The 23571-nt window shown below is 70.7% G+C and carries 17 protein-coding genes; 8 read left to right on the plus strand and 9 right to left on the minus strand.

Translation table 11 applies throughout. The features are described 5' to 3' along the window. Window positions 1–14: 14 nt before the first annotated feature. Genes nuoL through AABA78_RS21575 form a run of 3 tightly spaced genes read left to right on the plus strand, consistent with a single transcriptional unit; the run spans window position 15 to window position 5503 of the window. On the plus strand, window positions 15–2240 hold the full coding sequence (gene nuoL, locus AABA78_RS21565; protein ID WP_338265226.1) for an NADH-quinone oxidoreductase subunit L: 2226 nt from the start codon (window positions 15–17) through the stop codon (window positions 2238–2240). After that, window positions 2237–3928: a complex I subunit 4 family protein gene (locus AABA78_RS21570; RefSeq protein WP_338265229.1), complete on the plus strand. Its 1692-nt coding sequence runs from the start codon at window positions 2237–2239 to the stop codon at window positions 3926–3928. Before nuoL ends, AABA78_RS21570 begins: the two co-directional genes overlap by 4 nt. Window positions 3929–3943: 15 nt before the next feature. Next, window positions 3944–5503: an NADH-quinone oxidoreductase subunit N gene (locus AABA78_RS21575; RefSeq protein ID WP_338265231.1), complete on the plus strand. Its 1560-nt coding sequence runs from the start codon at window positions 3944–3946 to the stop codon at window positions 5501–5503. Window positions 5504–6046: 543 nt separating this feature from the next. Here AABA78_RS21575 and AABA78_RS21580 read toward each other — a convergent pair. The 5 genes from AABA78_RS21580 to AABA78_RS21600 form a co-directional block, all read right to left on the minus strand. Next, entirely contained in the window at window positions 6047–7498 is a 1452-nt protein-coding gene (locus tag AABA78_RS21580; protein WP_338265234.1) for a sigma-54-dependent transcriptional regulator, read from the minus strand. Beyond that, the gene (locus AABA78_RS21585; protein ID WP_338265235.1) at window positions 7495–10011 is read right to left on the minus strand and encodes an ATP-binding protein; all 2517 of its coding nucleotides are present in this window, start codon (window positions 10009–10011) and stop codon (window positions 7495–7497) included. Before AABA78_RS21585 ends, AABA78_RS21580 begins: the two co-directional genes overlap by 4 nt. Further along, on the minus strand, window positions 10008–11936 hold the full coding sequence (gene selB, locus AABA78_RS21590; protein ID WP_338265238.1) for a selenocysteine-specific translation elongation factor: 1929 nt from the start codon (window positions 11934–11936) through the stop codon (window positions 10008–10010). Before selB ends, AABA78_RS21585 begins: the two co-directional genes overlap by 4 nt. A gap of 43 nt (window positions 11937–11979) precedes the next feature. After that, window positions 11980–12675 carry a phosphoribosyltransferase family protein gene (locus AABA78_RS21595; protein WP_171416008.1) on the minus strand — a complete coding sequence of 232 codons (696 nt, stop codon included), beginning with the start codon at window positions 12673–12675 and terminating at the stop codon, window positions 11980–11982. Between the two features lie 162 nt (window positions 12676–12837). Beyond that, complete coding sequence (locus AABA78_RS21600) at window positions 12838–13731, minus strand: Hsp33 family molecular chaperone HslO (protein WP_338265241.1); 894 nt, start codon at window positions 13729–13731, stop codon at window positions 12838–12840. A gap of 272 nt (window positions 13732–14003) precedes the next feature. Here AABA78_RS21600 and AABA78_RS21605 point away from each other — a divergent pair, with 272 nt between their 5' ends. Continuing rightward, a complete protein-coding gene (locus tag AABA78_RS21605; RefSeq protein ID WP_338265242.1) occupies window positions 14004–14687 on the plus strand; it encodes a succinate dehydrogenase/fumarate reductase transmembrane subunit in 684 nt (227 codons plus the stop codon). Between the two features lie 113 nt (window positions 14688–14800). Here the strand turns inward: AABA78_RS21605 and AABA78_RS21610 are convergent, their stop codons facing one another. After that, window positions 14801–15319, minus strand: coding sequence for a single-stranded DNA-binding protein (locus AABA78_RS21610; RefSeq protein WP_338265244.1), 519 nt, complete (start codon window positions 15317–15319; stop codon window positions 14801–14803). 252 nt (window positions 15320–15571) lie between these two features. Then, window positions 15572–17809: a D-alanyl-D-alanine carboxypeptidase/D-alanyl-D-alanine endopeptidase gene (gene dacB, locus AABA78_RS21615; RefSeq protein ID WP_338265246.1), complete on the minus strand. Its 2238-nt coding sequence runs from the start codon at window positions 17807–17809 to the stop codon at window positions 15572–15574. Between the two features lie 134 nt (window positions 17810–17943). Here dacB and AABA78_RS21620 point away from each other — a divergent pair, with 134 nt between their 5' ends. The 4 genes from AABA78_RS21620 (at window position 17944) to dtd (ending at window position 21897) form a co-directional block, all read left to right on the plus strand. Next, complete coding sequence (locus tag AABA78_RS21620) at window positions 17944–19560, plus strand: ABC transporter substrate-binding protein (RefSeq protein ID WP_338265248.1); 1617 nt, start codon at window positions 17944–17946, stop codon at window positions 19558–19560. 76 nt (window positions 19561–19636) lie between these two features. Beyond that, window positions 19637–20551: an ABC transporter permease gene (locus AABA78_RS21625; protein ID WP_338265251.1), complete on the plus strand. Its 915-nt coding sequence runs from the start codon at window positions 19637–19639 to the stop codon at window positions 20549–20551. Further along, on the plus strand, window positions 20548–21381 hold the full coding sequence (locus AABA78_RS21630) for an ABC transporter permease (protein WP_338265253.1): 834 nt from the start codon (window positions 20548–20550) through the stop codon (window positions 21379–21381). Before AABA78_RS21625 ends, AABA78_RS21630 begins: the two co-directional genes overlap by 4 nt. A 54-nt stretch (window positions 21382–21435) precedes the next feature. After that, the gene (dtd, locus tag AABA78_RS21635) at window positions 21436–21897 is read left to right on the plus strand and encodes a D-aminoacyl-tRNA deacylase (protein ID WP_120524611.1); all 462 of its coding nucleotides are present in this window, start codon (window positions 21436–21438) and stop codon (window positions 21895–21897) included. A gap of 96 nt (window positions 21898–21993) precedes the next feature. Here the strand turns inward: dtd and AABA78_RS21640 are convergent, their stop codons facing one another. Together AABA78_RS21640 and AABA78_RS21645 are read right to left on the minus strand one after the other, a co-directional pair. Next, on the minus strand, window positions 21994–22455 hold the full coding sequence (locus AABA78_RS21640; RefSeq protein ID WP_338265255.1) for a WapI family immunity protein: 462 nt from the start codon (window positions 22453–22455) through the stop codon (window positions 21994–21996). Beyond that, window positions 22455–23555: an alpha/beta hydrolase family protein gene (locus AABA78_RS21645; RefSeq protein WP_338265258.1), complete on the minus strand. Its 1101-nt coding sequence runs from the start codon at window positions 23553–23555 to the stop codon at window positions 22455–22457. Before AABA78_RS21645 ends, AABA78_RS21640 begins: the two co-directional genes overlap by 1 nt. Window positions 23556–23571: the final 16 nt, after the last annotated feature.

The raw sequence follows: 23571 nt of genomic DNA on the forward strand, positions 1-23571 counted from the left end.
CCCTGAGCCCATCCATGGACGGAATCGTCGAATTCTTCAGAACGGCACCCATCCCTCCGGAGGTGTTCGCACCCTCCCTGGGGCTGATCATCCTGCTGCCGCTTTTGGGCGCGTTCGTGTGCGGCGTGTTCGGCAAGTGGCTGGGCCGGGCCAACGTGCACCTGGTGGCGTGCTCCGCCATCGCCGGCGCCTTCGTGCTGAGCGTGCTGGCCTTCTGGGCCACCAGCGACGCGGCGGGCGGGCGCGTGGTGAGCATGCCCAACCCGTTCGGCATCGAGCGGGACACCATCCGCTACGCCATCGCGCACGACTACGGGACGTGGTTCGCCGCGGGTGACTTCCGGGTGAACTTCGGCCTGCTGGTGGACCACCTGTCGGGCATCCTGCTGCTCATCATCACGGGCGTCGGCTTCCTCATCCACCTGTACTCCACCAGCTACATGGAGCACGACGACGGGTACTGGCGCTTCTTCGCGTACCTGAACCTCTTCGTCGCCGCGATGCTCACGCTGGTGATGGCCGACAACCTGGTCCTGCTCTTCGTGGGCTGGGAGGGCGTCGGCATGGCCAGCTACCTGCTCATCGGCTTCTGGTACACGGACAGCGCGAAGGCGTGGGCGGGCCGCAAGGCGTTCGTCACCAACCGCATCGGTGACTTCGCGTTCCTCATCGCCACGTTCCTGCTCATCCTCACGGTGGGCGCCTTCAACCGCCAGGCGGACGCGCGCGACTACAACGCCGCGGGCAGCAGCCGGGCGCGCTACGAGCAGGGCATCTCCCAGAAGGGCCCCGTCACCTTCAAGGGCCTGGAGAAGCTGGCCCTGGCCCTGCCGGAAGGCACGGGCGGCGCGGTGTCCCTGGCCACGCCCATCGAGTCCGGGCCGCTGTCCGGCTACACCTTCGGCGGCGTGATGACGTCCATCATGCTGCTCTTCCTGCTGGGCGCCGCGGGCAAGAGCGCGCAGCTGCCGCTCTACGTCTGGCTGCCGGACGCGATGGCCGGCCCGACGCCGGTGTCCGCGCTCATCCACGCCGCCACGATGGTGACCGCGGGCGTGTACCTCTTCTGCCGCATGAGCGCGCTGCTGGTGCTCTCCCCCACCGCCATGGCGACCATCGCCATCGTGGGCGCGCTCACGTCGCTGCTGGCCGCGCTCATCGCGTTCGCGCAGGACGACATCAAGAAGGTGCTCGCCTACTCCACGGTGTCCCAGCTGGGCATCATGTTCATGGGCGTGGGCATGGGCGTCTTCTGGGCCGCCGAGATGCACCTGATGACGCACGCGTTCTTCAAGGCCTGCCTCTTCCTGGGCGCCGGCAGCGTGATGCACGGCAACGGTGACGAGACGGACATCAAGAAGCTGGGCGGCCTGTGGAAGGAGATGAAGGTGACGCACGCCACCTTCCTCGTCTCCACGCTGGCCATCACCGGCATCTTCCCCATCATGTCCGGCTTCTTCTCCAAGGACGCCATCTTCCACGGCGTGCACCACAACCACCTGCACGGGCTGGAGTGGGTCTCCACCTTCGTCTACGTGATGGGCCTGCTCATCACCGCAGCCACGGCGTTCTACATGTCGCGCGTCTACCTGCTCACCTTCACGGGCAAGCGGTCCCCGGAGGCAAAGCTGGCGCACGCGCATGAGAGCGCGTGGCACATGACGCTGCCCCTGGTCATCCTGGCGTTCCTGGCCTTCATCACGTTCACCTACGCCCTGCCCCTGATGCCCCGCACGGGCGGTGGGACGCAGCCGGTGTTCGAGAACTTCCTGTCCCCCGTGCTGCGCCCGGCGGAGACGGTGGCCCGCGTGGCGGAGACGGTGCACATCGACACCAGCTCGCCCTCCCTCGGGGACTACGCCTTCGCGTGGATGTGGGCGCTCCTGGGCGGCGGGGCGGCGGCGTTCGCCTACCTGAAGTTCTTCCCCTCGCGCGTGGGTCAGCCCGTGCCGGCGTTCGCGCGCGCGGTGCGCCGCACGGCCCTCAACAAGTTCTACGTGGATGAGCTCTACGAGTTCATCCTCATCCGGCCGGTGAAGTTCACGGCCTTCATCCTCTTCCGCGTGGTGGACGCGCTCGTCATCGACACGGTGCTGGTGCGAGGCACCGCGTACGTCACGGAGAAGGTGGGCCTCGGGTTGCGCCGGCTCCAGACGGGTGACGCGCAGGCCTACGCCGCCATCATGGCGCTCGCCATCCTGGGCGGCGCGGTCTACGCCCTCCTGCAGGTGCTTTCATGAGCTTCTTCGACACCCACCTGTTGAACGTCGTCATCTACCTGCCGCTCGTCTTCGCGGCGCTGGTGCTGATGCTCCCTGCCAGCGAGCACGGGCAGGTCCGCGCCATCACGTTCGTGGGCATGCTGCTGGACCTGGTGTTCGGCGTCTGGGCGTACTTCCGCTTCGAGCCCTCCGGCTCGGAGTTCCAGATGGAGTTCCGCGTCCCGTGGTTCCAGCAGTTCGGGATGAGCTACCACCTGGGCGTGGACGGCCTGGCCGTGAGCCTGCTGCTCCTGACGGTGTTCCTGGGCCCGCTGGTGGTGCTCGCCTCCACCACGTACATCCAGCACCGCATCAAGGAGTTCCACCTGGCGCTGCTGGTGCTCCAGACGACGATGCTGGGCGCGCTGGCGTCGATGGACGTCCTGCTCTTCTACATCTTCTTCGAGGCCATGCTCATCCCCATGTACCTGATGGTGGGTGTGTGGGGCGCCGAGGACCGGCGCATGGCGGCGGTGAAGTTCTTCCTCTACACGCTGGTCGGCTCGCTGCTGATGCTGGTGGCCATCGTGGCCGTGTACTTCATCAGCGGCGGCCCGGGTGTGCGCTCGTTCGACTACGGCACGCTCTACAACAACCTGCTCGCCGCCAATCAGCAACTGGCCGCGTGCAGCAGCGGGCCGGAGGGCGCTTGCGCGGGCCTGTCGGGCCTTGCCGCCACGCTGCACACCTACGGGCCGTGGATGTTCGCCGCGTTCGCGCTGGCGTTCGCCATCAAGGTCCCCATGTGGCCGGTGCACACCTGGTTGCCGGACGCGCACGTGCAGGCGCCGGTGGCGGGCTCCATGATTCTTGCCGGCGTGATGCTGAAGATGGGCACCTACGGCTTCTGGCGCTTCGCCATCCCGCTCTTCCCGGTGGCGGCGCACCAGGCCCGGCCGTTCCTCGCGGTGCTGGCCGTCATCGGCATCGTGTACGGCGCGCTGATGTGCCTGGCGCAGCGGGACATCAAGAAGCTCATCGCGTACTCGTCCGTCAGCCACCTGGGCTACTGCATGCTGGGCCTGCTCGCCGTCACCGGTGAGGGCGCCACGGGCAGTGCGTACCAGATGCTCAACCACGGCATCTCCACGGGCGCGCTGTTCCTCCTGTTCGGCTTCCTCTACGAGCGCCGCCACACGCGCCTCATGTCGGACTACGGCGGCATCGCCAAGGTGATGCCGGTGTTCACCGCGGCGTTCGTCATCATCACGTTCTCGTCGGTGGCGGTGCCTGGCACCAACGGCTTCATCGGCGAGTTCCTGGTGCTGATGGGCACGTTCAAGAGCAGCCTGCCCCTGGGCTTCGGCGCGTTCGCCACGCTGGGCGTCATCCTGGGCGCGGCGTACATGCTGTGGATGGTGCAGAAGGTGTTCTTCGGCAGCATCACGCACCGGGAGAACCAGCACCTGCGCGACATGAACGTGCGCGAGATGCTCACCACGGCCCCCTTCATCGTGCTGGTGGCGGTGATGGGCCTGATGCCGCAGCCCTTCCTGGACCGCATCGCCCCGTCCACGGACCGCTACGTGGCGCGCGCCAGCGTGGGCGCTCCGGGCGCCACCCAGGCGAAGGACGACCAGCTGCGCGTGGAGGTGATGTCGCTGCCCTCCACCGCCGCCGTGGCCCGCCCCTCCGTTCCCGCCGCGCCGCTCGCCGTTCGCGAGTAGGCCCCGAAAGACTCCATGAACCTGCCAAATATCACCCTGGCGGAATTCCTCCCCATGCTGCCCGCCATCATCATGGTGGTGGCGGCCTCCGTCCTGCTGTTGTCGGAGGTGTTCCTCTCCGCGACGGCGTCCCGCGGCTACCAGGCGGTGCTCACCGTCGTGGCGGCGGTGGCCAGCGGCGCCGTGGCCGTGGGCCTGATGTTCGAGCCGCCGCGCGAGGTGTTCCTCGGCTTCGGCGTGCTGGACCCCTTCTCCAGCTTCCTCACCCTGGTGGTGAGCGTGGGCCTGGGGCTGGCGGCGCTGAGCGCGGTGGGCTTCCTGCGCCGTCGCGGCGCGGAGCGCGGTGAGTTCTACGCGCTGATGCTCTTCGCCTCCGCGGGCATGAGCCTGCTGGCGATGTCGTCGGAGTTCATCACCATCTTCGTCAACATCGAGGTGCTCTCCATCGCGACGTACGCGCTGACGGCGTACCTGCGCCGCGGCACGCGTCCCAGCGAGGCGGGCTTCAAGTACTTCATCCTGGGCGCCTTCTCCTCCGCCATCCTGCTGTACGGCACGGCGCTCTTGTACGGCGCCACGGGCACCACGAAGCTCAACGAGATCGCCGGGCCGCTGCAGCAGGCGCTGACCACGTCCCCGGCGCTCGTCTACGTGGGCGCGGTGCTCATCGCCGCGGGCTTCGCGTTCAAGGTGGCGGCCGTGCCGTTCCACATGTGGACGCCGGACGTGTACGAGGGCGCCCCCACCCCGGTGACGGCGCTCATGAGCGCGGGCGTGAAGGCGGCGGCGTTCGCGTCGCTGGTGCGCGTGTTCGTCACGGTGGGCAAGGGCATGGACCCCAAGCTGCCGCTGATGCTCTTCGCCACGCTGGCGCTGCTCACGATGGTGGCCGGCAACCTGATGGCGATTCCCCAGCGCAACGTGAAGCGCATGCTGGCGTACTCCTCCATCGCGCACGCGGGCTACCTGCTGCTGGGCGTGGCGGCGCTGTTCGTCGCGGCCCCGGGCGAGCACTTCCGCCTGCTGTCCGCGTCGTCGCTGTCCGGTGGCACGCCGCTGGACGTGGCGCGCTCGGACGCGCTGCGCGGCATCCTGTACTACCTGCTGGCGTACACCTTCAGCGCGGCGGGCGCCTTCGCCATGGTCTCCGCGCTGGAGCGCCGCGAGGACGAGGAGAAGGGGACCGCGTGGGACCTGGAGCGCTTCGCGGGCCTCGCGCAGCGGCGTCCGGGTTGGGCCTTCGCCATGGCGGCCTTCATGCTGTCGCTGGGCGGCATCCCCCCCACCGTGGGCTTCATGAGCAAGCTGCTCATCTTCCAGGCCGCCATCGACGTGGGCCTCGTGGGCCTCACGGTGGTCGCGGTGCTCAGCAGCGCGGCGGGCGCGTATTACTACCTGCGCGTCGTGGTCTACATGTTCATGCACCCCATCCCCGAGGGCGCCCAGCCGCTGGAGCGCAACTGGGGCACGGAGGCCGCGCTCGTCATCGCCACCGTCGCCGTGGTGCTGCTGGGCATCCTCCCCGGCCACGTCACCGACTGGCTCGCCCAGGCCGGCACGCTGTTCGGCCAGTAGCCGCTACGCCGTCAGCTCGCGGCACCCGACGCCCGCCTCGGCCCCTGGCCCTGGCGGGCGTTGTCGTTGCGGGCATGGCTCACGGCGTCACGGCCCGTCAGGTCCGGGCGCGCATTGCAGAAGTGAAATGGATCCGCGCCGCGTCATGCGGGGCGGCTTCAGCGCGGCGGACGATGCGGGGAGCGGAAAAGAAGGCGGCCCGGCACCCGTGAGGGTGTCGGGCCGCGGGTCTTCTCAAGGTGACACACCGGAAGTGCTGAAAGGGTGGGGGGGAACCACTTTCAGCCTCGCTTCGATGCGTCCCGACGTGAGCTTTAGCAGGTGCCGTGCCAGCGCTCTCGCGGGACGAAACTCCAACGTTCTCAGGCACTTGGACGACAGGGCGACAGTCCTGCCCCAGCCCTCCCCCATTGCAGGGCTGAAATCACGTTTCAGGGATGAAAACACCCAACGAATTCAGGCGGTTGGTTTTTTCATCCCTGAACGGGGGTGATTTCGGATCTGAAGTCGTACCGGGAGGCTGTGGGGAGATCCGCTGGGAGGCTATTCGCGGGCGCCCGCGGGGGGCCGGAGGTTGAGCCGCTTCATCTTCCGCCAGAGCGTGGTGGAGGAGACGCCCAGCTCGTCCGCCACGCTGGCCAGGTCCACCCCGTGGCGCTCCAGGGCCTGGACGATGGCGCGGCGCTCCGCGTCCTCCACCACCTCCGCCAGCGTGGGCCCCGTGGCCTCCGCACCGGTGGGGCGCGGGGCGTCGCTGGGCGGCAGGCCCGCGGCTTCAGGGGTGGTGGCGGCCGGGAGCACGCGGCCCTGGGGGCGCAGCGGAAAGTCCTCGGGGGCCAGTTCGTCCCCTTCCGCGAGCGCGGCGGCCTGCTCCACCAGGTTCTCCAGCTCGCGCACGTTGCCGGGGAAGCGGTACGTCATCAGGTGCGCCACGGCGGACTCGGACAGGCGCCGGGTCCGGGGGCTGCGGGCGTTGGCGCGATCCAGGAAGTGCTGCGCCAGCGCGGGCACGTCCTCCAGGCGCTCGCGCAGCGGGGGCACGCGCAGCATCACCACGTTGAGGCGGTAGTAGAGGTCCTGGCGGAAGCGCTTCTCCTTCACCTCCAGCTCGATGTCGCGGTTGGTGGCCGCGGCGATGCGGACGTCCACGCGCAGCGAGGTGGACTCGCCCACGCGGCGCACCTCGCCGTCCTGGAGCGTGCGCAGGAGCTTGGACTGGAAGGTGGGGCTGGTCTCCGTCACCTCGTCGATGAAGAGCGTGCCGTTGTCCGCTTCCTCGAAGAGGCCCCGGCGCGCCTTCACCGCGCCGGTGAAGGCGCCCTTGGCGTGGCCGAAGAGCTCGCTCTCCAGCAGCGTTTCGCTGATGGCCGCGCAGTTGACGGGCACGAAGGGCTGCTTGTTGCGGCGGCTGTGCGCGTGGAGGGCGCGGGCCACCAACTCCTTGCCCGTGCCGCTCTCGCCCTGGATGAGGACGGTGGCGTCGCTCTGCGCGACGCGCACCAGGCGCGTGGTGAGCTCGCGCATCGCGGGGCTGCGGCCCACCAGCGCGGACAGGCCGTGGCGCTCCGCGAACTCCGCGGCGAAGTTGTCCACCGCCGCCTGGAGCTTGGCGCGCTCCAGGGCGCGCTCCACGCGGTAGCGCAGCTCGCCTTCCTTGAAGGGCTTGGTGACGTAGTCGTACGCCCCCAGGCGCATGGCCTCCACCGCGCTCTCGATGGAGCCGAAGGCCGTCATCATGATGACCTGGAGGCGCGGGGCGACCTCCAGCGCGCGCCGCAGGAGCGTGAGCCCGTCCATGGGCTCCATCTTCAGGTCCGTGAGGAGCAGGTCCACGCGCTCCTTCGCGAGCACGTCGAGGGCCTCCTCGCCGGTGGCGGATTCGGAGACGGTGTAGCCCGCCTGCTTCAGGAGCAGCGCGGTGGTGGCGCGCATGTTGCGCTGGTCGTCCACCACGAGGATGCGGCCTCGGGGAACCGGGGTGGTGGCGTCGGTCATGAGAGGGACTGGGGCTGCGTGAGCGGCAGCCAGAAGGTGAAGGTGGTTCCGCGTCCGGGGGCGCTCTCCACGGCGATTTCACCGCGGTGCTCCTCCAGGATGCGCTTCACCACCGCCAGCCCCAGGCCAGTGCCCTGGGCCTTGGTGGTGAAGAAGGGTTCGAAGACGCGGTGGAGCAGCTCCGCCGGGATGCCCGGCCCCTGGTCCATCACGTCGATGCGCAGCTGCTCGCGGCCGCCGTGGGTGTCCCGGCGCGCGTGCACCCAGACCTCGCCCCCCTGGGGCATGGCCTGGATGGCGTTGACGGCCACGTTGAACAGGGCCTGGCGGATCTGCCGCCGGTCCATGGGCACCGTGGCGAGGCCGGGCTCCACCTCCACGTGGACGTTCACCGGGCGCTCCGTGGAGGCCTGGGCCCGCGCGGCCTCCAGGGCGTCCTGGAGCACGCGCAGCAGGTCCTCCGGCTGGAGCACCGGGTTGCGCGGGCGGGTGAAGTCCAGCAGGTCGGCCACCATCCGGTTCAGGCGGTCGCTCTCCTCCGCGACGATGTCCAGCAACATCGCGGTGTCGCCGGTGGGATTCATGATGCGCCGGAGCGTGGCCACCGCGTTGAAGATGACGCCCAGGGGGTTGCGCACCTCGTGGGCGACGATGGCGGACAGCTCGCCCAGCGCGGCGAAGCGTTCACGCTTCACCATCTCCGCGCGGGTGGCGGCCAGCTCCGCGTAGCTGGCCCACAGGGATTCATAGAGGCGCGCGTTGGCGATGGACAGCGCCAGTTGGCCGCACGTCGCCTCCGCCAGCTCGATGAGCTCCGGGCCGAAGGGGCGCGGGCCGCGCACGTCGTCCACCAGCACCACGCCGATGAGCTCCTCGCGCGAGGTGAGCGGCAGGCCCAGCAGGGCCTTCTCTCCCAGCCGGTCGATGAGCACGGCGCTGACGGAGACGCTCGCCGACGTCAGGTCCTCCACCGCGATGGGCTTGCGCTCCAGGGCCACGCGCGCGGCCAGGTCGTCGCTGTCCAGCGGCACCACCACCGTGCGGAACAGGTCGCGGTGGGCCGCCGACGCCGCCGCGCCCCGCAGCACCTTGGCCTGTTCGTCGTAGAGCAGGATGAAGCAGTTGGACACGTCCAGCAGGTGCACCAGGAAGTCGGACGCGACGTCCAGGATGCTCGCCGTCTCCAGCACGCCCGACGTGGTGCGCGCCAGGTCCAGCAGGAGGCGCGACTCCGTGAGCTGGCGCGCGGACTCCGCCCGCAGGCGGCGCTGCTCCAACAGCGTCACCAGCAGCTCCGCGAGCGTGGCCAGCAGCCGCGCGTCTCGCTCGTCGAAGGGGCGCTCCTTCGCGCGCAGCGCCTGCACCACGCCCACGCACTCACCGCCGCGGGTGAGCCGCGCCGCCGTCCCGCTGCCGAAGCGGCCCTGGGACAGCGTCTCCAGCGCGCGGCCCTGCGCCTCCGACGACAGCACCCCTCCGTCCTCCCGCAGCGACGAGGCCAGGAGCACGCCGGTGGCCCGGGCCGCGTCCCCCGCCGTCACGCTCCCCTCCTCCAGCCCCACGTGGGCGGCGAGCCGGGGCGCCTGTCCCGGTTCGGAGGTGACGTGCAGCGCCACCCCGCGCGCCTGGAGCAGCTCCGCCACGCGCGCGAGGAACGTCTCCGGCGACGGGGGCACGGGCTGCGCCACGAAGCGCGCCATCTCCGCCACCGCCTCCACCTCCCAGCGGCTGCGCGCGCCATCCGCATGGAGGTGCGCGTCCGCGAGCGCCGCGCCCACCACCTTCGCGAACAGCGTCAGCACCGAGCCGTGCCGGGGCGCCACCCACGGGCCCGCGACCCACAGCACCTCCGACTGGGGTCCGCCCACCGGCAGATACGCGTGCGTGGGCTGCGCCTGGTCCGCGCCGCCGAACACCGGCCGCCCGTCCGACAGGGCCTCCAGCGCCAGGTGCGAATCCGCCGGCAGGGACACGCCGTCGCGCACCACCAGCCGCGTGCCGTCCCAGCGCAGGATGCGCGCCCGGAAGCCCGCGGCCTCCAGGCCCGCCAGCGCCACGCGCCGCACGCCCTCCTCCGAGCGCGCGGACACCAGCCCCGCGGACGTGTCCACCAGCCGCTCCGCCACCATCAGCTCCATGGGCCGGTCCGACATCACCATGCAGCTGAGCAACAGGGCGAAGCGCTCCCCCTCCAGCCGCAGGGGGTTGGCCTGCACGTACACCTCGCCCGGCGCGCCGTGGACGCTGAGCACCTTGTAGAGCTGCGGGCGTCCGTCCAGCGGCGCGCCCGTGGCCAGCCGGTGGAAGCGGTCCCCCATCCGGCTGCGCTCCTCCGGCTGCACGAAGTCCAGGAAGGAGCGGCCCTCCACCTGCTCCAGGGGCAGCCCCAAGAGCCGCGCGTACGCGGCGTTGGCCACCTGGACGCGCCCCTCCGCCTCCACCACCAGCATGGGCTGGGTGAAGGGCTCCACCAGGGCGCGCAGCTCCCGCTCGCTGTAGACCTTGGGACTCATCCGCGACGCAGCACCCGTTTGTCCCCCACCCTCAGCGTGACCTTCTCCCGGTCGAAGTACTCCGACAGGGGGATGGTGAACTTGCGGCTCTGGCCCACCAGCTCCTTGAAGGCCTGCGTGGTGATCTCCTTCTGGTCCTTCAGGTACGTCACCAGCCGGCCGCGCAGGTCCTCCAGCGCACCCGCGTCGAAGCACAGCTCCTCGCTCACCCGCACGCCCACGCCCGACGCCACCAGCACCTTCAACAGCTCCTGCAGCTTCGCGGGCGGAAGCGCCAGCTTCTGCGCCAGCTCCGTGACCGTGGGCGGCGCGAGCCCCGCCGCGGACAGCTCCGCGGACAGGCGCGTGCGCGCGGCCTCGTCGCCCAGCGTCAGCGTACGACCCCGGCCCCGCAGGCGCACCAGGTCCTTCTCCGCCTCCACGCCGCCCGCGTCCACCAGCGCCTGAACCACGCGCTGGAACAGGCGGCCGTCCAGTTGGGCGGAGAGCCGCTGACGGAGCTCCTCGCGCGACAGGCCGTCCCGCATGGGCTCGCGCTCGTGGAACGCGGCGAGCAGCGCGAGCGAGCGCTGACGCAGGCCCTCGAACACGTCCTGCGCCACGTAGAGCCGCCGGTCGCGGTCCACCAGCAGCACCTGCCCCTTCGCGCCCAGCAGCTCCAGCGTGCGCGCCAGCACCTTGGGCGAAAGCCCCGAGCGGCCGAACAGCTCCGTCTGCGTGAGCCCCGCGTAGCCCGCCTGCCGCAGGAGCCACGCCACCTGTCCGGCCGCGTCCGCCTCCAGGAGCGGCCGCACCACCGAGGCCGCCCCCTTGCGCCGGCGCGGCGGCGTGATGGAGAGCACGCGCCCCCCGGCCACCGTGGCGCCCCGGCCCGGCAGCGCGCGCGAGCCACGCAGGATGAAGCGCTGGCCGACGAGCGCCCCCACCGGCGACTCCAGCCGCAGCTGCGCGAGCCCCGTCTCCCCGGGCGCGAGCGAGTCCAGGTCCAGGAGCGCCACCGTGGCCTCCACCTGCGCGGTGCCCAGGTGCAAGAGCAGCTTGCGGCGCTTGGGCAGCGGCGCCTCCGCGGCGGGCAGCAGCGTCAGCTCCACGTCCAGCATGGACGTCTCCGGCAATTCGCCCGCGCGCGTGAGCACCATGCCCCGGTGCACGTCCTCTGGCTGCACGTCCGCCACGTTCACCGCCGCGCGATGCCCCGCCTCCACGCGCGCCACCGGCTGGCCGTGCACCTGCACGCCCCGGACGCGAAAGGGGCCCGGCCGCGCGCCGGAGGCCCGCGGCAGCAGCGCCACCGCGTCGTCCACCGCCAGCGCGCCGGACAACAGCGTGCCCGTCACCACCGTGCCGAAGCCCTTGATGGTGAAGGCCCGGTCCACGGGGAGGAACGCGGGGCCCTCGGAGGGGCGCCGTGGCAGCGCGCCGCCCGCGCGGCCGAGCGCGGCCTTCAGCTCCGGCAGCCCCGCGCCCGTGCGCGACGACACCGGCACCACGGGCGCGGCCTCCAGGAAGGTGCCGGCGGTGAGCGCGGCGAGGTCCGCCTCCACCAGCGCGCGCCAGTCTTCACCCAGCGCGTCCAGCAGGTCCGCCTTGGTGAGCGCGACGACGCCCGCCTTCACGCCGAGCAGGCGGCAGATGTCCAGGTGCTCGCGCGTCTGGGGCATGACGCCCTCGTCGGCTGCCACCACCAGCACCGCCAGGTCCACGCCGCCCGCGCCCGCGGCCATGGCCTTCACGAAGCGCTCGTGGCCGGGCACGTCCACCACGCCCGCCACCTGTCCGTCCGGCAGGCGCAGGTGGGCGAAGCCCAGCTCCAGGGTGATGCCCCGCCGCTTCTCCTCCGGGAGCCGGTCGGTGTCGGTGCCCGTCAGCGCCTTCACGAGGGACGTCTTGCCGTGGTCGATGTGCCCCGCCGTCCCGATGATCATCGCCGCGTCAGCGCCTTGTCCTGGAGCCCCCGGAGCCCGGAAACTAGGCCCCGGCCTTGTCCGGGTCGTCGTCGAAGTGCGCGTCGCCCATCACCGGCTCGTAGTCCCACGGGAAGACGAAGAGCGAGTCCGTGGACAGCCCCACGTGGTCCGGCGTGAAGCCCTCCGGCCGCGCAATCAGGCACGCGGTGCGGATCTCCTTCGCGCCCACCTTCTTCGCGAGCGCCGTGGCCAGCTCCAGCGTGTCCCCGCTGGACGCGATGTCGTCCACGATGAGCACGCGGCGGCCCTTGATCTCCGTGGGCATCTCCTCGCTCACCTGCGGCTGGCCGCGCTCCTGGGTGCGCTCGCCCTTGTCGCGGCTGCGGCGGCTGATGCGCACGGGGAAGAACTCGCAGCCGAGCGCGCCCGCGAGCGCCCCGCCCACGAACACGCCGCCGTGGGCCACGCCCACCACCGCCTGCGGCTCCCACGCCTGACGGATGGTGCGCGCCAGCTTCTGCACCTTGCGGTCGAACTCCGCCCACGACAGCTCCACCACGCCGGTGGACTTGTGCCGGGACTGGTCGCGGCCGGTGGGTTGGCGCGGGGCCTCCACCTGGGGCGCCAGCACCATGTCATTGGGAATGGAGACGAGCTTCTCCGCCCCGTCCTTCTGGGCTGCGGAGGGCACGACAGGCTTCGGGGAAGGGTTGCGCTGGTCCTGGGACTTCGGCGGCGCTGCCCGCTTGATGGCCACGGCGAAAGCTCCGGGTGAGGTGCGGCGGCCCTGTCATATCCCGAGCACCGCGACCCCGCCACAACCGCCGCGCCCGCTTCCCTGGATGATGTGAGGCGCTGAAACATCCCCAGCGCCGGAAGGATGTCTGTCTTCAAGCCACCGGGCCCACCGGGGGCCGCGTCAGGCGGTGCCTTCCGTGAGCATCTGCTGGATCTCCGCCCCGGGGATGACATAGCGCGTCGTGCAGAACTGGCAGGTGGCCTCCGCCTGGCCTTCCTTCGCCAGCAGGTCCTGGAGCTCCTCGCGGCCCATGGCGAGCAGCGCGAGCTTCACGCGGTCGCGGCTGCACGAACAGGTGAAGCGCAGGGGGTAGCGCGACATGACCTCCAGGTCCGCCTCCGGCACCAGCGAGCGCAGCAGGGTCAGCGCCCCGTCCTGCGCGTGCGCCTGCACGGCGGTCTGGAACTGCGCCTTGAGCCGGGTGCCCAGCGCCTTGAAGGCGTCCCTGTCCCCGTTGGGCAGGGGCTGCACGAGCAGGCCCACCACGGTGCCGAGCGCGTCCTCCTGGCCGTCCACCACGCCGGGCAGCTGCGCCATCATCAGGTGCGAGGGGACCTGATCCGACTGGTGGAAGTAGCGCTCCAGGTCCGCCACCAGGTCGAAGTGCTCCAGCTCCACGGACGAGCGGTAGTACTCGCCGCCGCCCTGGTCGCGCAGCACGGACAGGAAGCCGTGGTTCCCGAGCACCGGGCGCCAGTGGTACTTGCCCTCCGTCCCCACGTACTCCACCAGGGTGTTCTTCACGTAGCCGCGCACGACGCCGTTCGCGTCGCCGTCCACGAAGAGGCCGCGCAGGGGGCCGTCGCACTCCAGTTGCAGGTTGATCCGGGAGTCCGTGCCCTTGCGGAGCGCGCCCATGAGGGCGGCGGCGGTGAGGCCCTGGGACAGGAGGGCGGCGGAGGCCGGCATGCTCTGGTGCGCGGCGCGGGCCTGGCGGGACAGGGCCCCGGTGGTGGCGAGGACGAGGCGCAGGTCCGACGCCTTCAACAATCCACTGACGAGCTCATCGGGCATAGGGCTGGTTAGCGTGCCCCACCCGTTCGCGCCCGCCAACGGAAGAGGGACGGGGACGGGACGCCCGCCTGGCGGCCAGCAGTCAGGGCGGGGGGCTGGCATCGCCCGGGCTTATGAGTCGGTGTCTTGCGGCTGGCACGGACGGATACGGAAGAAATCCAGCCAGCGTGACGGAACGGCTATAAACCGCCTGTTGGCCGTAGCACCCAGGCCCTGACTTGGGCTCGCGGGGGTCCTCACCCCACCCGTCCGCGCGCCCCGCTGGAGACTCGATGAGCACCCAAGCCACCGCCGAAGCCATCACCGACCGGACGCCCCTCTTGAAGTCGCGGCTGGGTTCGTTCCTCGCCGTGGTGCCCCTGAGCATCTGGGTCATCAACCATCTGTGGGACAACCTGTCCGCCTTCTACGGCGCGACGGCGTGGGAAAAGTCGGTGACGGAGTACGCGAACCCGTTCGCCCAGGCGTTCACGTTCATCATCGTCATGCTGCCGCTGCTCATCCACACGGCGTGGGGGCTGGTGCGCATCTTCAGCATGAAGCCCAACAACCTCGCCTACAACAACTACGGCAACCTCAAGTACATCGTGCAGCGCGTGGCCGGCCTGGGCGTGCTCGCGTTCCTGGGCGCGCACATCTGGCTGGCGTTCCTGCACCCGCGCCTGGTGGAGGGCCACGCGGAGCCCTTCATGGATATCGCGCGGGAGATGCACTACCACGGCCCCACGCTGATGGTTTACCTGCTGGGCACGCTGGGCACCGCGTACCACCTGGCCAACGGCCTGCAGACCTTCGGCATGGGCTGGGGCATCCTCGCGAGCGACCGCTCCATGCGCCGCTTCGAGCCCGTCTCCATCCTCATCTTCCTCCTCCTGCTGGCCATGTCCTGGGGCGCCATCTACGCCCTCTACACGGCGGGCGCGGCGTACGGCCCGGCGGGCCTGGACGTCGGCTGAAGCAGGCCGCGAGGCCGGGGCGCTTCAACCGAAGCGCCCCCTGAAAACACGACCGGCCGCCCCTGACATCCAGGAGCGGCCGGTTCGCTTTTCAAGGGCAGAGGCCCCAGGCGTCAGAACGGGATGTCTTCGTCCGCCGCGCCGCCGTGGCCGCCACCGCCCATGCCGCCACCGTCGTCCATGCCCATGGGAGGCGGCTGGCCGTAGTCGTCACGCCCCTGGGAGTAGCCGCCGTTGCCCTGCTGCTGCCGGCGCCCACCGCCATTGCTCGCGCCGCCGCTGTAGCCCTCACCGGCGTCACGGCCGCCGAGGAAGGTGACGGAGGTGGCGACGACCTCGGTGGTGTAGTTCTTCTTGTTCTCCTTATCCATCCACTCGCGCGTCTGCAGACGGCCTTCGACGAAGCACTGCCGCCCCTTCTTGAGGTACTCGCCGCACAGCTCCGCGAGCTTTCCCCAGACGACGATGCGGTGCCACTCGGTGCGCTCCTGCTTCTGGCCGTTCTTGTCGTTCCAGCTCTCGCTCGTCGCGATGCGGAAGTTCGCCACGGCCTGACCGCCCGGGGTGAAGCGCACCTCGGGGTCCGCCCCGAGATTGCCGATGAGAATGACCTTGTTCACGCCTCCAGCCATGTTTCCTCCCGATACCTGACCCACCGACGGGTCAGGTGCACCCTGCGAGGCCACACGCCCCGACAGGTCCTTCAGCCCATAGCATCCACCACTGACATTCCCCCGGCCACAAAACGGCCAGGGCCAGTGGGGACGCACGCCTGCCTGCTCCCCGGGCGGGAGGCGCCAGGGATTCCAGGGACTTGGGAATGATGGGGGGGAACCCCCCGCCCGGACGCGGGGCGTCCGGGCGGCGGTGCGGCGTGAAGCGGACTACCCGCCCGGGCGGAGGACGCCGGAGGCGGGGACGACGTTGGGCGTGGCGGACGCGGGCGCGACCACCTGGACGGGCTGGGCGCGCTGGGAGGTCCGGGCCTCGGCCGTCTTGGTGGTGAGGGTGGAGTCCAGCCCCTTGGCGAAGGCGACGAGCTGCGCATCCGTCCCGCCGGAGCCCAGCTTGCGCAGGGACTTCCAGAACGGGTGCGTGGTGTCACCGGCCTTCACCAGGCCCTGGGCCAGCAGCGGCACGGTCGCGTCGCGCTCGGCGGGGCTCGCGGCGCGCAGGGTGGCCACCAGCTCCTCGGGGGCCGTGCGGGCCACTTCGCCCAGGCCGTCCACCAGCTCCTCCTGCGCCTGCGCATCACGGGCGACGTCCGCCGCGCGGCACAGCTCCAGCACGCGGGCCAGGGCCTCCGTGTTCCCGCCGGACGCCAGCTCCACCATGCTGCTCACGCCGGGCACGCCCACCGACAGGGCGTGGGCCACCTGACGCAGGCGGCCGTAGACGTCATCCGTGGCGGAGTAGCTGTCCAGGAGCGTGCGCGTGCCCAGGTAGTCGTGCGGGTTGGACTGGTAGAGGCTCTCCGCCAGCACGGCGCGCACGGCGGGGTCGCGCTCGCTGCGCCACGCGGTGCGCAGGAAGCCGATGTTGCGTTGGTCCCGCTGCTTGCCCAGCTCCAGGTAGGTCTTCACGCGGTTGGCGATGTCCGGCAGGCCGGACTGGGGCTTCTGGCCTTCATTGAGGGAGGCCAGCGCGTTGCCCGGCCCCAGCGTGGAGCCGGTGGCGGCGACAGCGGCGCCCAGCGCGTCCATGCCCGCGACGACGGGACCGGCGCGGCCCGCGTAGTCGTTGACCATGATGGAGAAGGAGAACTTCTCCCCGCCCGCGGACTGCACGTAGCCGCTGAGCGCGGAGACGCCCTCCAGGGTGCCCGTCTTGGCGCGCAGCCGGCCCACGGCGTCCGTGCCGTCGAAGCGGTACTTGAGCGTGCCGTCCTTGCCGGCGATGCCCAGCGAGGACAGGTACTCCGGGGCCAGCGGGAAGCGCTCGTACATGTGGCGCAGGAGCCGGTCCACCTGCGCGGTGGAGAAGCGGTTGGCGTCGTTGAGACCGCTGCCGTTCTTCATCACGTAGGTGCCGCGCGGGATGCCCACGTCGCGCTCCAGGAACTCCTCCACCACGTCGATGCCCTTGGCGAACGAGCCCGGCGCGCCCCTCAGCTCCGCGCCCATGGTCTTGAGCAGCGTCTCCGCGACGAAGTTGCTGGAGAGCTTGTTGAGGCGCTTGAGGACGATGTCGAACGTGTCGGACTGGGACACGTGCACGACCTTCGCGCGCGACGGCGTCAGGCCCTGCTTCACCTTGCCCTTCACCTTCACGCCGCGCGACACGAGCAGCTGCTTGAGCGACCCGCCGAAGTACATGGGCGGGCTGTCGATCTTCTTCCAGACGCTCACGGCGCCGCGCTCGTCGGGGACCTGCCCCTTGACGATGATCTTCTGCTTCTCACCGAACGCGTCGGACTTCACGGACACGCGCCGCGCGCGGCCGGGGCCGCTGGTGACGGTGCTGTCCACGACGAAGAAGTCGCTGGGCGGCTCCATGTCCACCACGGCCTTGCCACCGGGGGCGGAGCGCACGTAGACGGCCACGGCGTTCCAGTTGAGGCTCACCGCGCCGGTGGGCGCCATGTACGCGCGGTCGGAGTCCTCCTGGTCGTAGCCGGGCGGCGTGCGCTCCGGGTCGAACCAGGAGTCGTCCACGACGATGTCCTGCACCTCCTTGAGGCCCGCGTGGAGCAGCTCGGAGGTGATGCCGTAGAGGCGCTCGGTGGTGATGGTGGGATCACCCTTGCCGCGCACGTAGAGCGTCTTGACCTTGCCGTCGGCCGGCATCTCCGGCTCGACGAGGAACTCCGTCTCGTAGCGGTACTCCGGCCCCAGCGCGACGAGCGCCGCGGAGGACGTGACGAGCTTCACGTTGGAGGCGGGGTTGAGCAGCTCGTCCGCGTTGTGGCTGAACACCACGGTGCCGTCGTCCAGGCTCTGCATGTGCACGCCGACGCGGCTGCTCTTGAGCGCGGTGCGCTGCATCACCTGAACGAGCGCGTTCTTCAGCGCCTCGCGTTCAGCCTTTTTGTCGGCGGACGGCGACGCAGCCAACGTGGCGGAAGGAAGCCACAAGGCAATGGCGGTCGCTGCCCAGAAGGGTCTGGTTCGAAAAACCTGCACGCACGCTCCGGGGAAGTCGCGATCCATTATGAAGAAGGGACGAAAGGGGCGGCAAGGGTGGGGGGTGAATGCACGGCCGCTGCTACCCTGCCCGCCTGCCTGCTTCCTGGAAACAGGAAGGCGCCTGTCGCAGCATGGACGCTCCGCCTGACATCCACCTCGTGACAGACGCCATGCCTCCCCTGCCCTTTCGTGCCGTCCGGGTGTTCGTCGTCGCGCTGGCGCTGGCGCTTGACTCCGGCTGCCGGGCCCCGGCGCCGCCCGCGGGCATCACGGTGTTGTTGGAGGCCCCACCGGACAGCCTGGATGATCGCTTCGCCCTCACGGCCCATGGACAGCGGCTGGCGCAGCTCATCAGCCCGGGGCTCCTCACCTTCGATGACGCCAGCCGGCCGGTGCCCCAGCTGGCGGAGTCCTTCCGGGAGGTCTCCCCCACGGTGATGGAGTTCGTCCTGCGCCCGGGGCTCACCTTCCACGACGGCAGCGCCCTCACCGCCGAGGACGTGAAGGCCACCTTCGACGCCTTGCGGGATCCGAAGCTGGGCAGCCCCAAGCGCGAGCGGTACGAGCCGGTGGACCGGGTGGAGGTGGTGGACGCCCGCACGGTGCGCTTCCACCTGAAGCGCCCCTATGCGCCGCTGCTCGCGGAGCTGTCCGCGGCCATCCTTCCTTCCGAGCGCGTGGGGCCCGGAGGCATCGAGGCGCAAGGGGCGCATCCGGTGGGCGCGGGCCCGTTCCGGTTCGAGTCGTGGCCGGACGAGGAGCACCTGACGCTGGTGCCCTTCGAGGGCTGGCATGGAGGCAAGCCCGCCGTGTCGCGGCTGACGTTCCGGGTGGTGCGCGACGAGACGACGCGGGTGCTGGAGCTGCTCAAGGGACGCGCGGACCTGGTGGTGAACAACGTGTCGCCGGCGGTGCTGCCCGCGCTCCGGGAGGCGCCGCACCTGCGCGTGGTGACGAAGCCGGGCACGGGCTTCACGTACCTGGGGCTCAACCTGCGCGAGGGGCCGCTCGCGGACGTGCGCGTGAGGCAGGCGCTGTGCCACCTCATCGACGTGCGCCCGCTGGTGGAGCACAAGCTGCACGGGCTGGCGGAGCCCGCGTCCAGCATGCTGCCCCGCGAGCACTGGGCGTTCACGGCCACGCCAGGGTGCGGCTACGCGCCGGAGGAAGCGGCCCGGCTGCTGGACGCGGCGGGGTATCCGGATCCGGATGGGCCTGGGGGGCGGCCGCGTTTGTCCTTCACGTTCAAGACGAGCACGGACCGCTTCCGGCGCGCGGTGGCGCTGGTGCTCAAGGAGCAGTTGGCGAAGGGCGGCGTGGCGGTGGAGGTGCGGGCGCTGGAGTTCGGGACGTTCTTCGAGGACGTGCGCCGGGGACGCTTCGAGCTGTTCACGTTGAAGTGGGCCGCCGTGATGGAGCCGGACCTGCTCCGGGGCGCGTTCCATTCCGCGAACATCCCCGGGCCGGAGAACCACTGGGGCGGGTTCAACCGGGGCGCGCTGAAGGACCCGGCGCTGGACCGCGTGCTGGACGCGGCGACGCAGGCGTCGCGGGAGGAACGCAAGACGCTGTACGCGGAGGCGCAGCGGGAGCTGGACGCGGACCTGCCCGTCATCCCGCTGTGGCATGAGGCGAGCGTCGCTGTGGTGTCCTCGAGGCTCGCGGACTTCGAGCCCAGCGCGCATGGCCTGCTGCTGCCGCTGGCGAAGGCACGCGAAGTGACGCCCGAGCGAGGGGGCACACCGTGAGCGGGCATCCGGAGCGCATCGCGCCCGCGAGCGCACCGCTGTCGCGGGCTCGGGTTGCCACGTCGCGGAGGGCGCCATGAGCCGGCGGTTGATGTCCGCGGTCATCGCGATGGTGGGGGCGTTGCTGCTCGTGTCGCTGTTCCTGCACCTCGTGCCGGGCGACCCGGTGGACGTGATGCTGGGGGAACAGGCGACGCAGGTGGACCGCGCGGCGCTGCGGCAGGCCGTGGGGTTGGACCTGCCGTGGTACGCGCAGCTCTGGACGTTCGCTCGCGACCTGGCCACCGGGGAGCTGCGCACGTCGCTGCCTCCGTTTCAGCGCAAGGTGCTTCCGGCCCTGGGCGCGGCGCTGCCGTACACGCTGCTGCTCACGGTGGCGGCCATGGCCGTGTCGCTGGTGCTGGCGCTGCCCCTGGGCGTGATGGCGGCGGCGCGGCGTGGAACTCCGGTGGACGCGGCGGCGATGGGCGTGTCCGTCGCGGGGGTCGCCCTGCCCCGCTTCTGGTTGGGCCCCGTGCTCATCATCCTCTTCGCGCTGAAGCTGGACTGGCTGCCCGTGTCCGGCGCGGAGTCGTGGAAGCACCTGGTGCTGCCCGCGTTCACGCTGGGCACCGCGCTCGCCGCGTTCCTCGCGCGGATGACTCGCGCCACGATGCTCGAAGCGCTGCGCGAGGATTACGTCACCGTGGCCCGGGCCAAGGGGCTGTCTCCCCGCGTGGTGTTGTGGAAGCACGCCTTCCGCAACGCGCTGCTGCCACTGGTGACCGTGCTGGGCCTGGAGTTCGGCGCGTTGCTGGGCGGTGCCATCGTGACGGAGAAGGTGTTCGCATGGCCGGGCATGGGCACGCTGCTGCTCACCGCCATCGAGAAGCGCGACTACAACACCGTGCGCGCGACGGTGCTCCTCTTCACCTTCAGCTACGTCCTGGTCAACACGCTCACGGACGTGGCCTATGCGTGGGTCGACCCTCGCGTGCGGAGGCGCTCGTGAGCACGGCCCACCGCTTCCGGCTTCACTCCTGGGGCGCCCGGTTCGGGCTCGCCGTCGCATGCGTCTGGGTGTTCACCGCGCTGTTCGCGCCGTGGCTCAGCCCCCACTCGCCGGACGCCATCGACCTCACGCGCGAGCTGTCGCCTCCGACGTCCGGCCACCTGCTGGGCACGGGGGAGAACGGCATCGACGTGCTCACCCACGTTCTCTACGGCGCGCGCGTGTCGCTGGAGGTGTCCTTCTTCGCCGTGGTGCTGTCCGCCGCGGTGGGCATCACGCTGGGCGGCATCGCGGGCTACGCGGGCGGGCTCGTGGACGAAGCGCTGATGCGGCTGGTGGACGTGCTGCTCGCCTTCCCCGGCATCCTGCTGGCGCTGTTCATCACCTCTGTGCTGGGCCCCAGCCTCGCGAACGTCGTGTTCGCGCTCTCCTTCACCGGATGGACGGGCTACGCGCGGCTGACGCGTGGACAGGTGCTCACCCTGCGCGAGCGTGACTACGTGCAGGCCGCTCGGGCCCTGGGCAGCGGTCCGGGCCGCATCCTCGTGCGGCACCTGCTGCCCAACGCGGCGGGGCCGCTGCTCGTGCAGGCGACCTTCGCGCTGCCGGGCGCCATCGTCGCGGAGGCGTCCCTGAGCTTCCTGGGGCTGGGCGTCCCCCCGGGCACCCCATCGTGGGGCGCGCTTGTGGACCAGGGAACGCAGTACCTGCTGGTGGCGCCACACGTGGCCCTCTTCCCCGGCATCGCGCTGGCGCTCACCGTGCTGGGCTTCAACCTCCTGGGCGATGCGCTGCGCGACGCGATGGATCCGCGCCACGAGGGCCGGTGACTTGAAGGCCCCGGGCGTCCCTGGCAGGAAGCAGGGACGAAAGGGAGTGAACCCATGAAGGCCGTGGTGCAGCGGGTCCTGGAAGCGTCGGTGACGGTGGACGGTCAGCGCGTGAGCGAGATGGGTCCGGGCCTGCTCGTGCTGCTGGGCGTGGGCAAGGGCGACACCGACGCGGACCTGACGTGGATGGTGGAGAAGCTGGCCACGCTGCGCATCTTCGAGGACGCCGACGGCAAGATGAACCTGTCGCTGGAGGACACCTCCAAGCACCTCATCGTCGTCAGCCAGTTCACCCTCTACGGCGATGCACGCAAGGGCCGCCGGCCCAGCTTCATCGACGCGATGGAGCCCGTCGCAGCGAAGGCCCTCTACGAGCGCGCGTGCGAAGCGCTGCGCCAGCGAGGCCTCACCGTGGGCACCGGCATCTTCGCCGCGGACATGAAGGTCGCGCTCGTCAACGACGGGCCCGTCACCATCCTCCTGGAGAGCCCACCGAAGGCCGCGGCTCCGGCCTGAGCCCCCGCCAGGCGGCGTTGTCCCAACCTGTCCGACTGTCGGACAGGTTTCGACTGCTCGGACGGCACGGGAGTCCCCAGCCATGGCTCCGAAGGCTCAGTCCTCGGGCTCAGACTCCTCACGAGGTGGGAAGCGCTGGAGCTGCTCCCGCAGGGACCGTGAGGCTCGCCTCAGCGCATCCGCGTCGAGCGCGAAGTCCGCGCTCAATTCCGTCCTGGACGACGGATGAATGTCTGGCTGGGGCCGCAGCTCGCCCGTCACCCGGACGCACACGCGGACTTCGTTCCCGTCGCCAGCGAGCCGCTCGAACACCAGGTTGGGTTCGGTGAAGCGCAGGGCGTCCTGCGTGGGTGTCCCGGCCGCGAGCGCATCCAGCCAGTCCGCGAGCTCGGCGACTTCGAAGGTCTCGAGCGCCGGGTCCGTGGCCTTCCACTCGACGGATAAGAAGGCCGCGTCGATTTCGATGTTCAGCCAGTTCTCCGCCCCCTGTCCTTCGGCGAACTGGTAGCCCACGATGCGGAGCCCGAAGCGGTCCCCGCTCCTGTCCTCGAAGAACATCAGCGCACCTCCAGCGCGCGGCGGAAGAACGCTACGCCTTCCGCGTTCGTGCGCGCGTGCGAGGCCGGGCGCGTCCCGGCCACCGGGTCTCGGCACAGCATCGCGATGACGTCGAAGCCCTTCGGGTAGCACTCGGGCAGGAAGGTGAAGTGCCCCGCGTCGTCCAGGACCACCGTCGTCGTGGTCGCGGCCGGCAGCAGTCCCACCAGATGCATGCCGTGCGCTTCGTGCGGCATCAGCTCGTCGCCCTTGGCCAGCACCAGCTCCACGGGCTTCTGGATGTCGGCGGTGTCCCGCGCCTCGAAGGACGCCGCCATGCCCGGCGCCATCGCGAACGCGGCCTTCACTCGCGGATCCAGATACGACGCTCGGGCGTGCTTCATGTCGATGCGGCCGTAGTCCACGTCGCGCAGCCCCTCACAGCCAATCTCCTCGCGGGTGCCCGGCGTCTTGCAGCGCTTCTCAATCCATTCCAGGTTCAGGTTCAGCCCCACCAGCGCCAGCGCCGTATAGCCGCCCATCGAGTGCCCCGTCGCGCCGATGCGCTCCGGATCCACGCGCGGGCCCCACTTCGGGTCCTTCAGCAGGTGGTCCAGGATGACCGTGAAGTCCTGTGGGCGCTCGTAGGCGCGCGCGAAGCCCTCCGGGCTGGTGTCGCCGTAGGTGTTGCCCGGGTGGTTCAACGCCACGACGACGAAGCCGTGCGCCGCCAGGTTCGAACCGAACCAGGACAGGTCCATCACCGAGCCCCCGCTGCCGTGCGACAGCAGCACCACCGGCCAGCGCTCGCGCGCGTCCGACAGCGGTGCGTCCTTCGCGCCGTAGAAGGGCTTGAACAGGTCCGACGGCGCGCGGTTGTCCATGGGCGTGCCGGGTGCCACCGGGTACCAGACCAGCGGCTTCAGCGTGCGGTGGCGGACTGCGTCCTCGTACGTCAGCGTCTGCGTGACGCCCACCGCGTACGCCGCATCCGCGCCGTAGAGCGACGCGTGGTCCGTGCGCGGAGCCTCCGCCGCCTTCTTCGAGGAGGAACAGCCCCCCGCCAGCAGCGCGGCGGAGACGAGGAGCACGGGCCCCATCGGGGCGAGGTGGCGGAACATGGCCCCGAGCATGACC

This window comes from Corallococcus caeni (assembly GCF_036245865.1).
GTDB lineage: Bacteria > Myxococcota > Myxococcia > Myxococcales > Myxococcaceae > Corallococcus > Corallococcus caeni.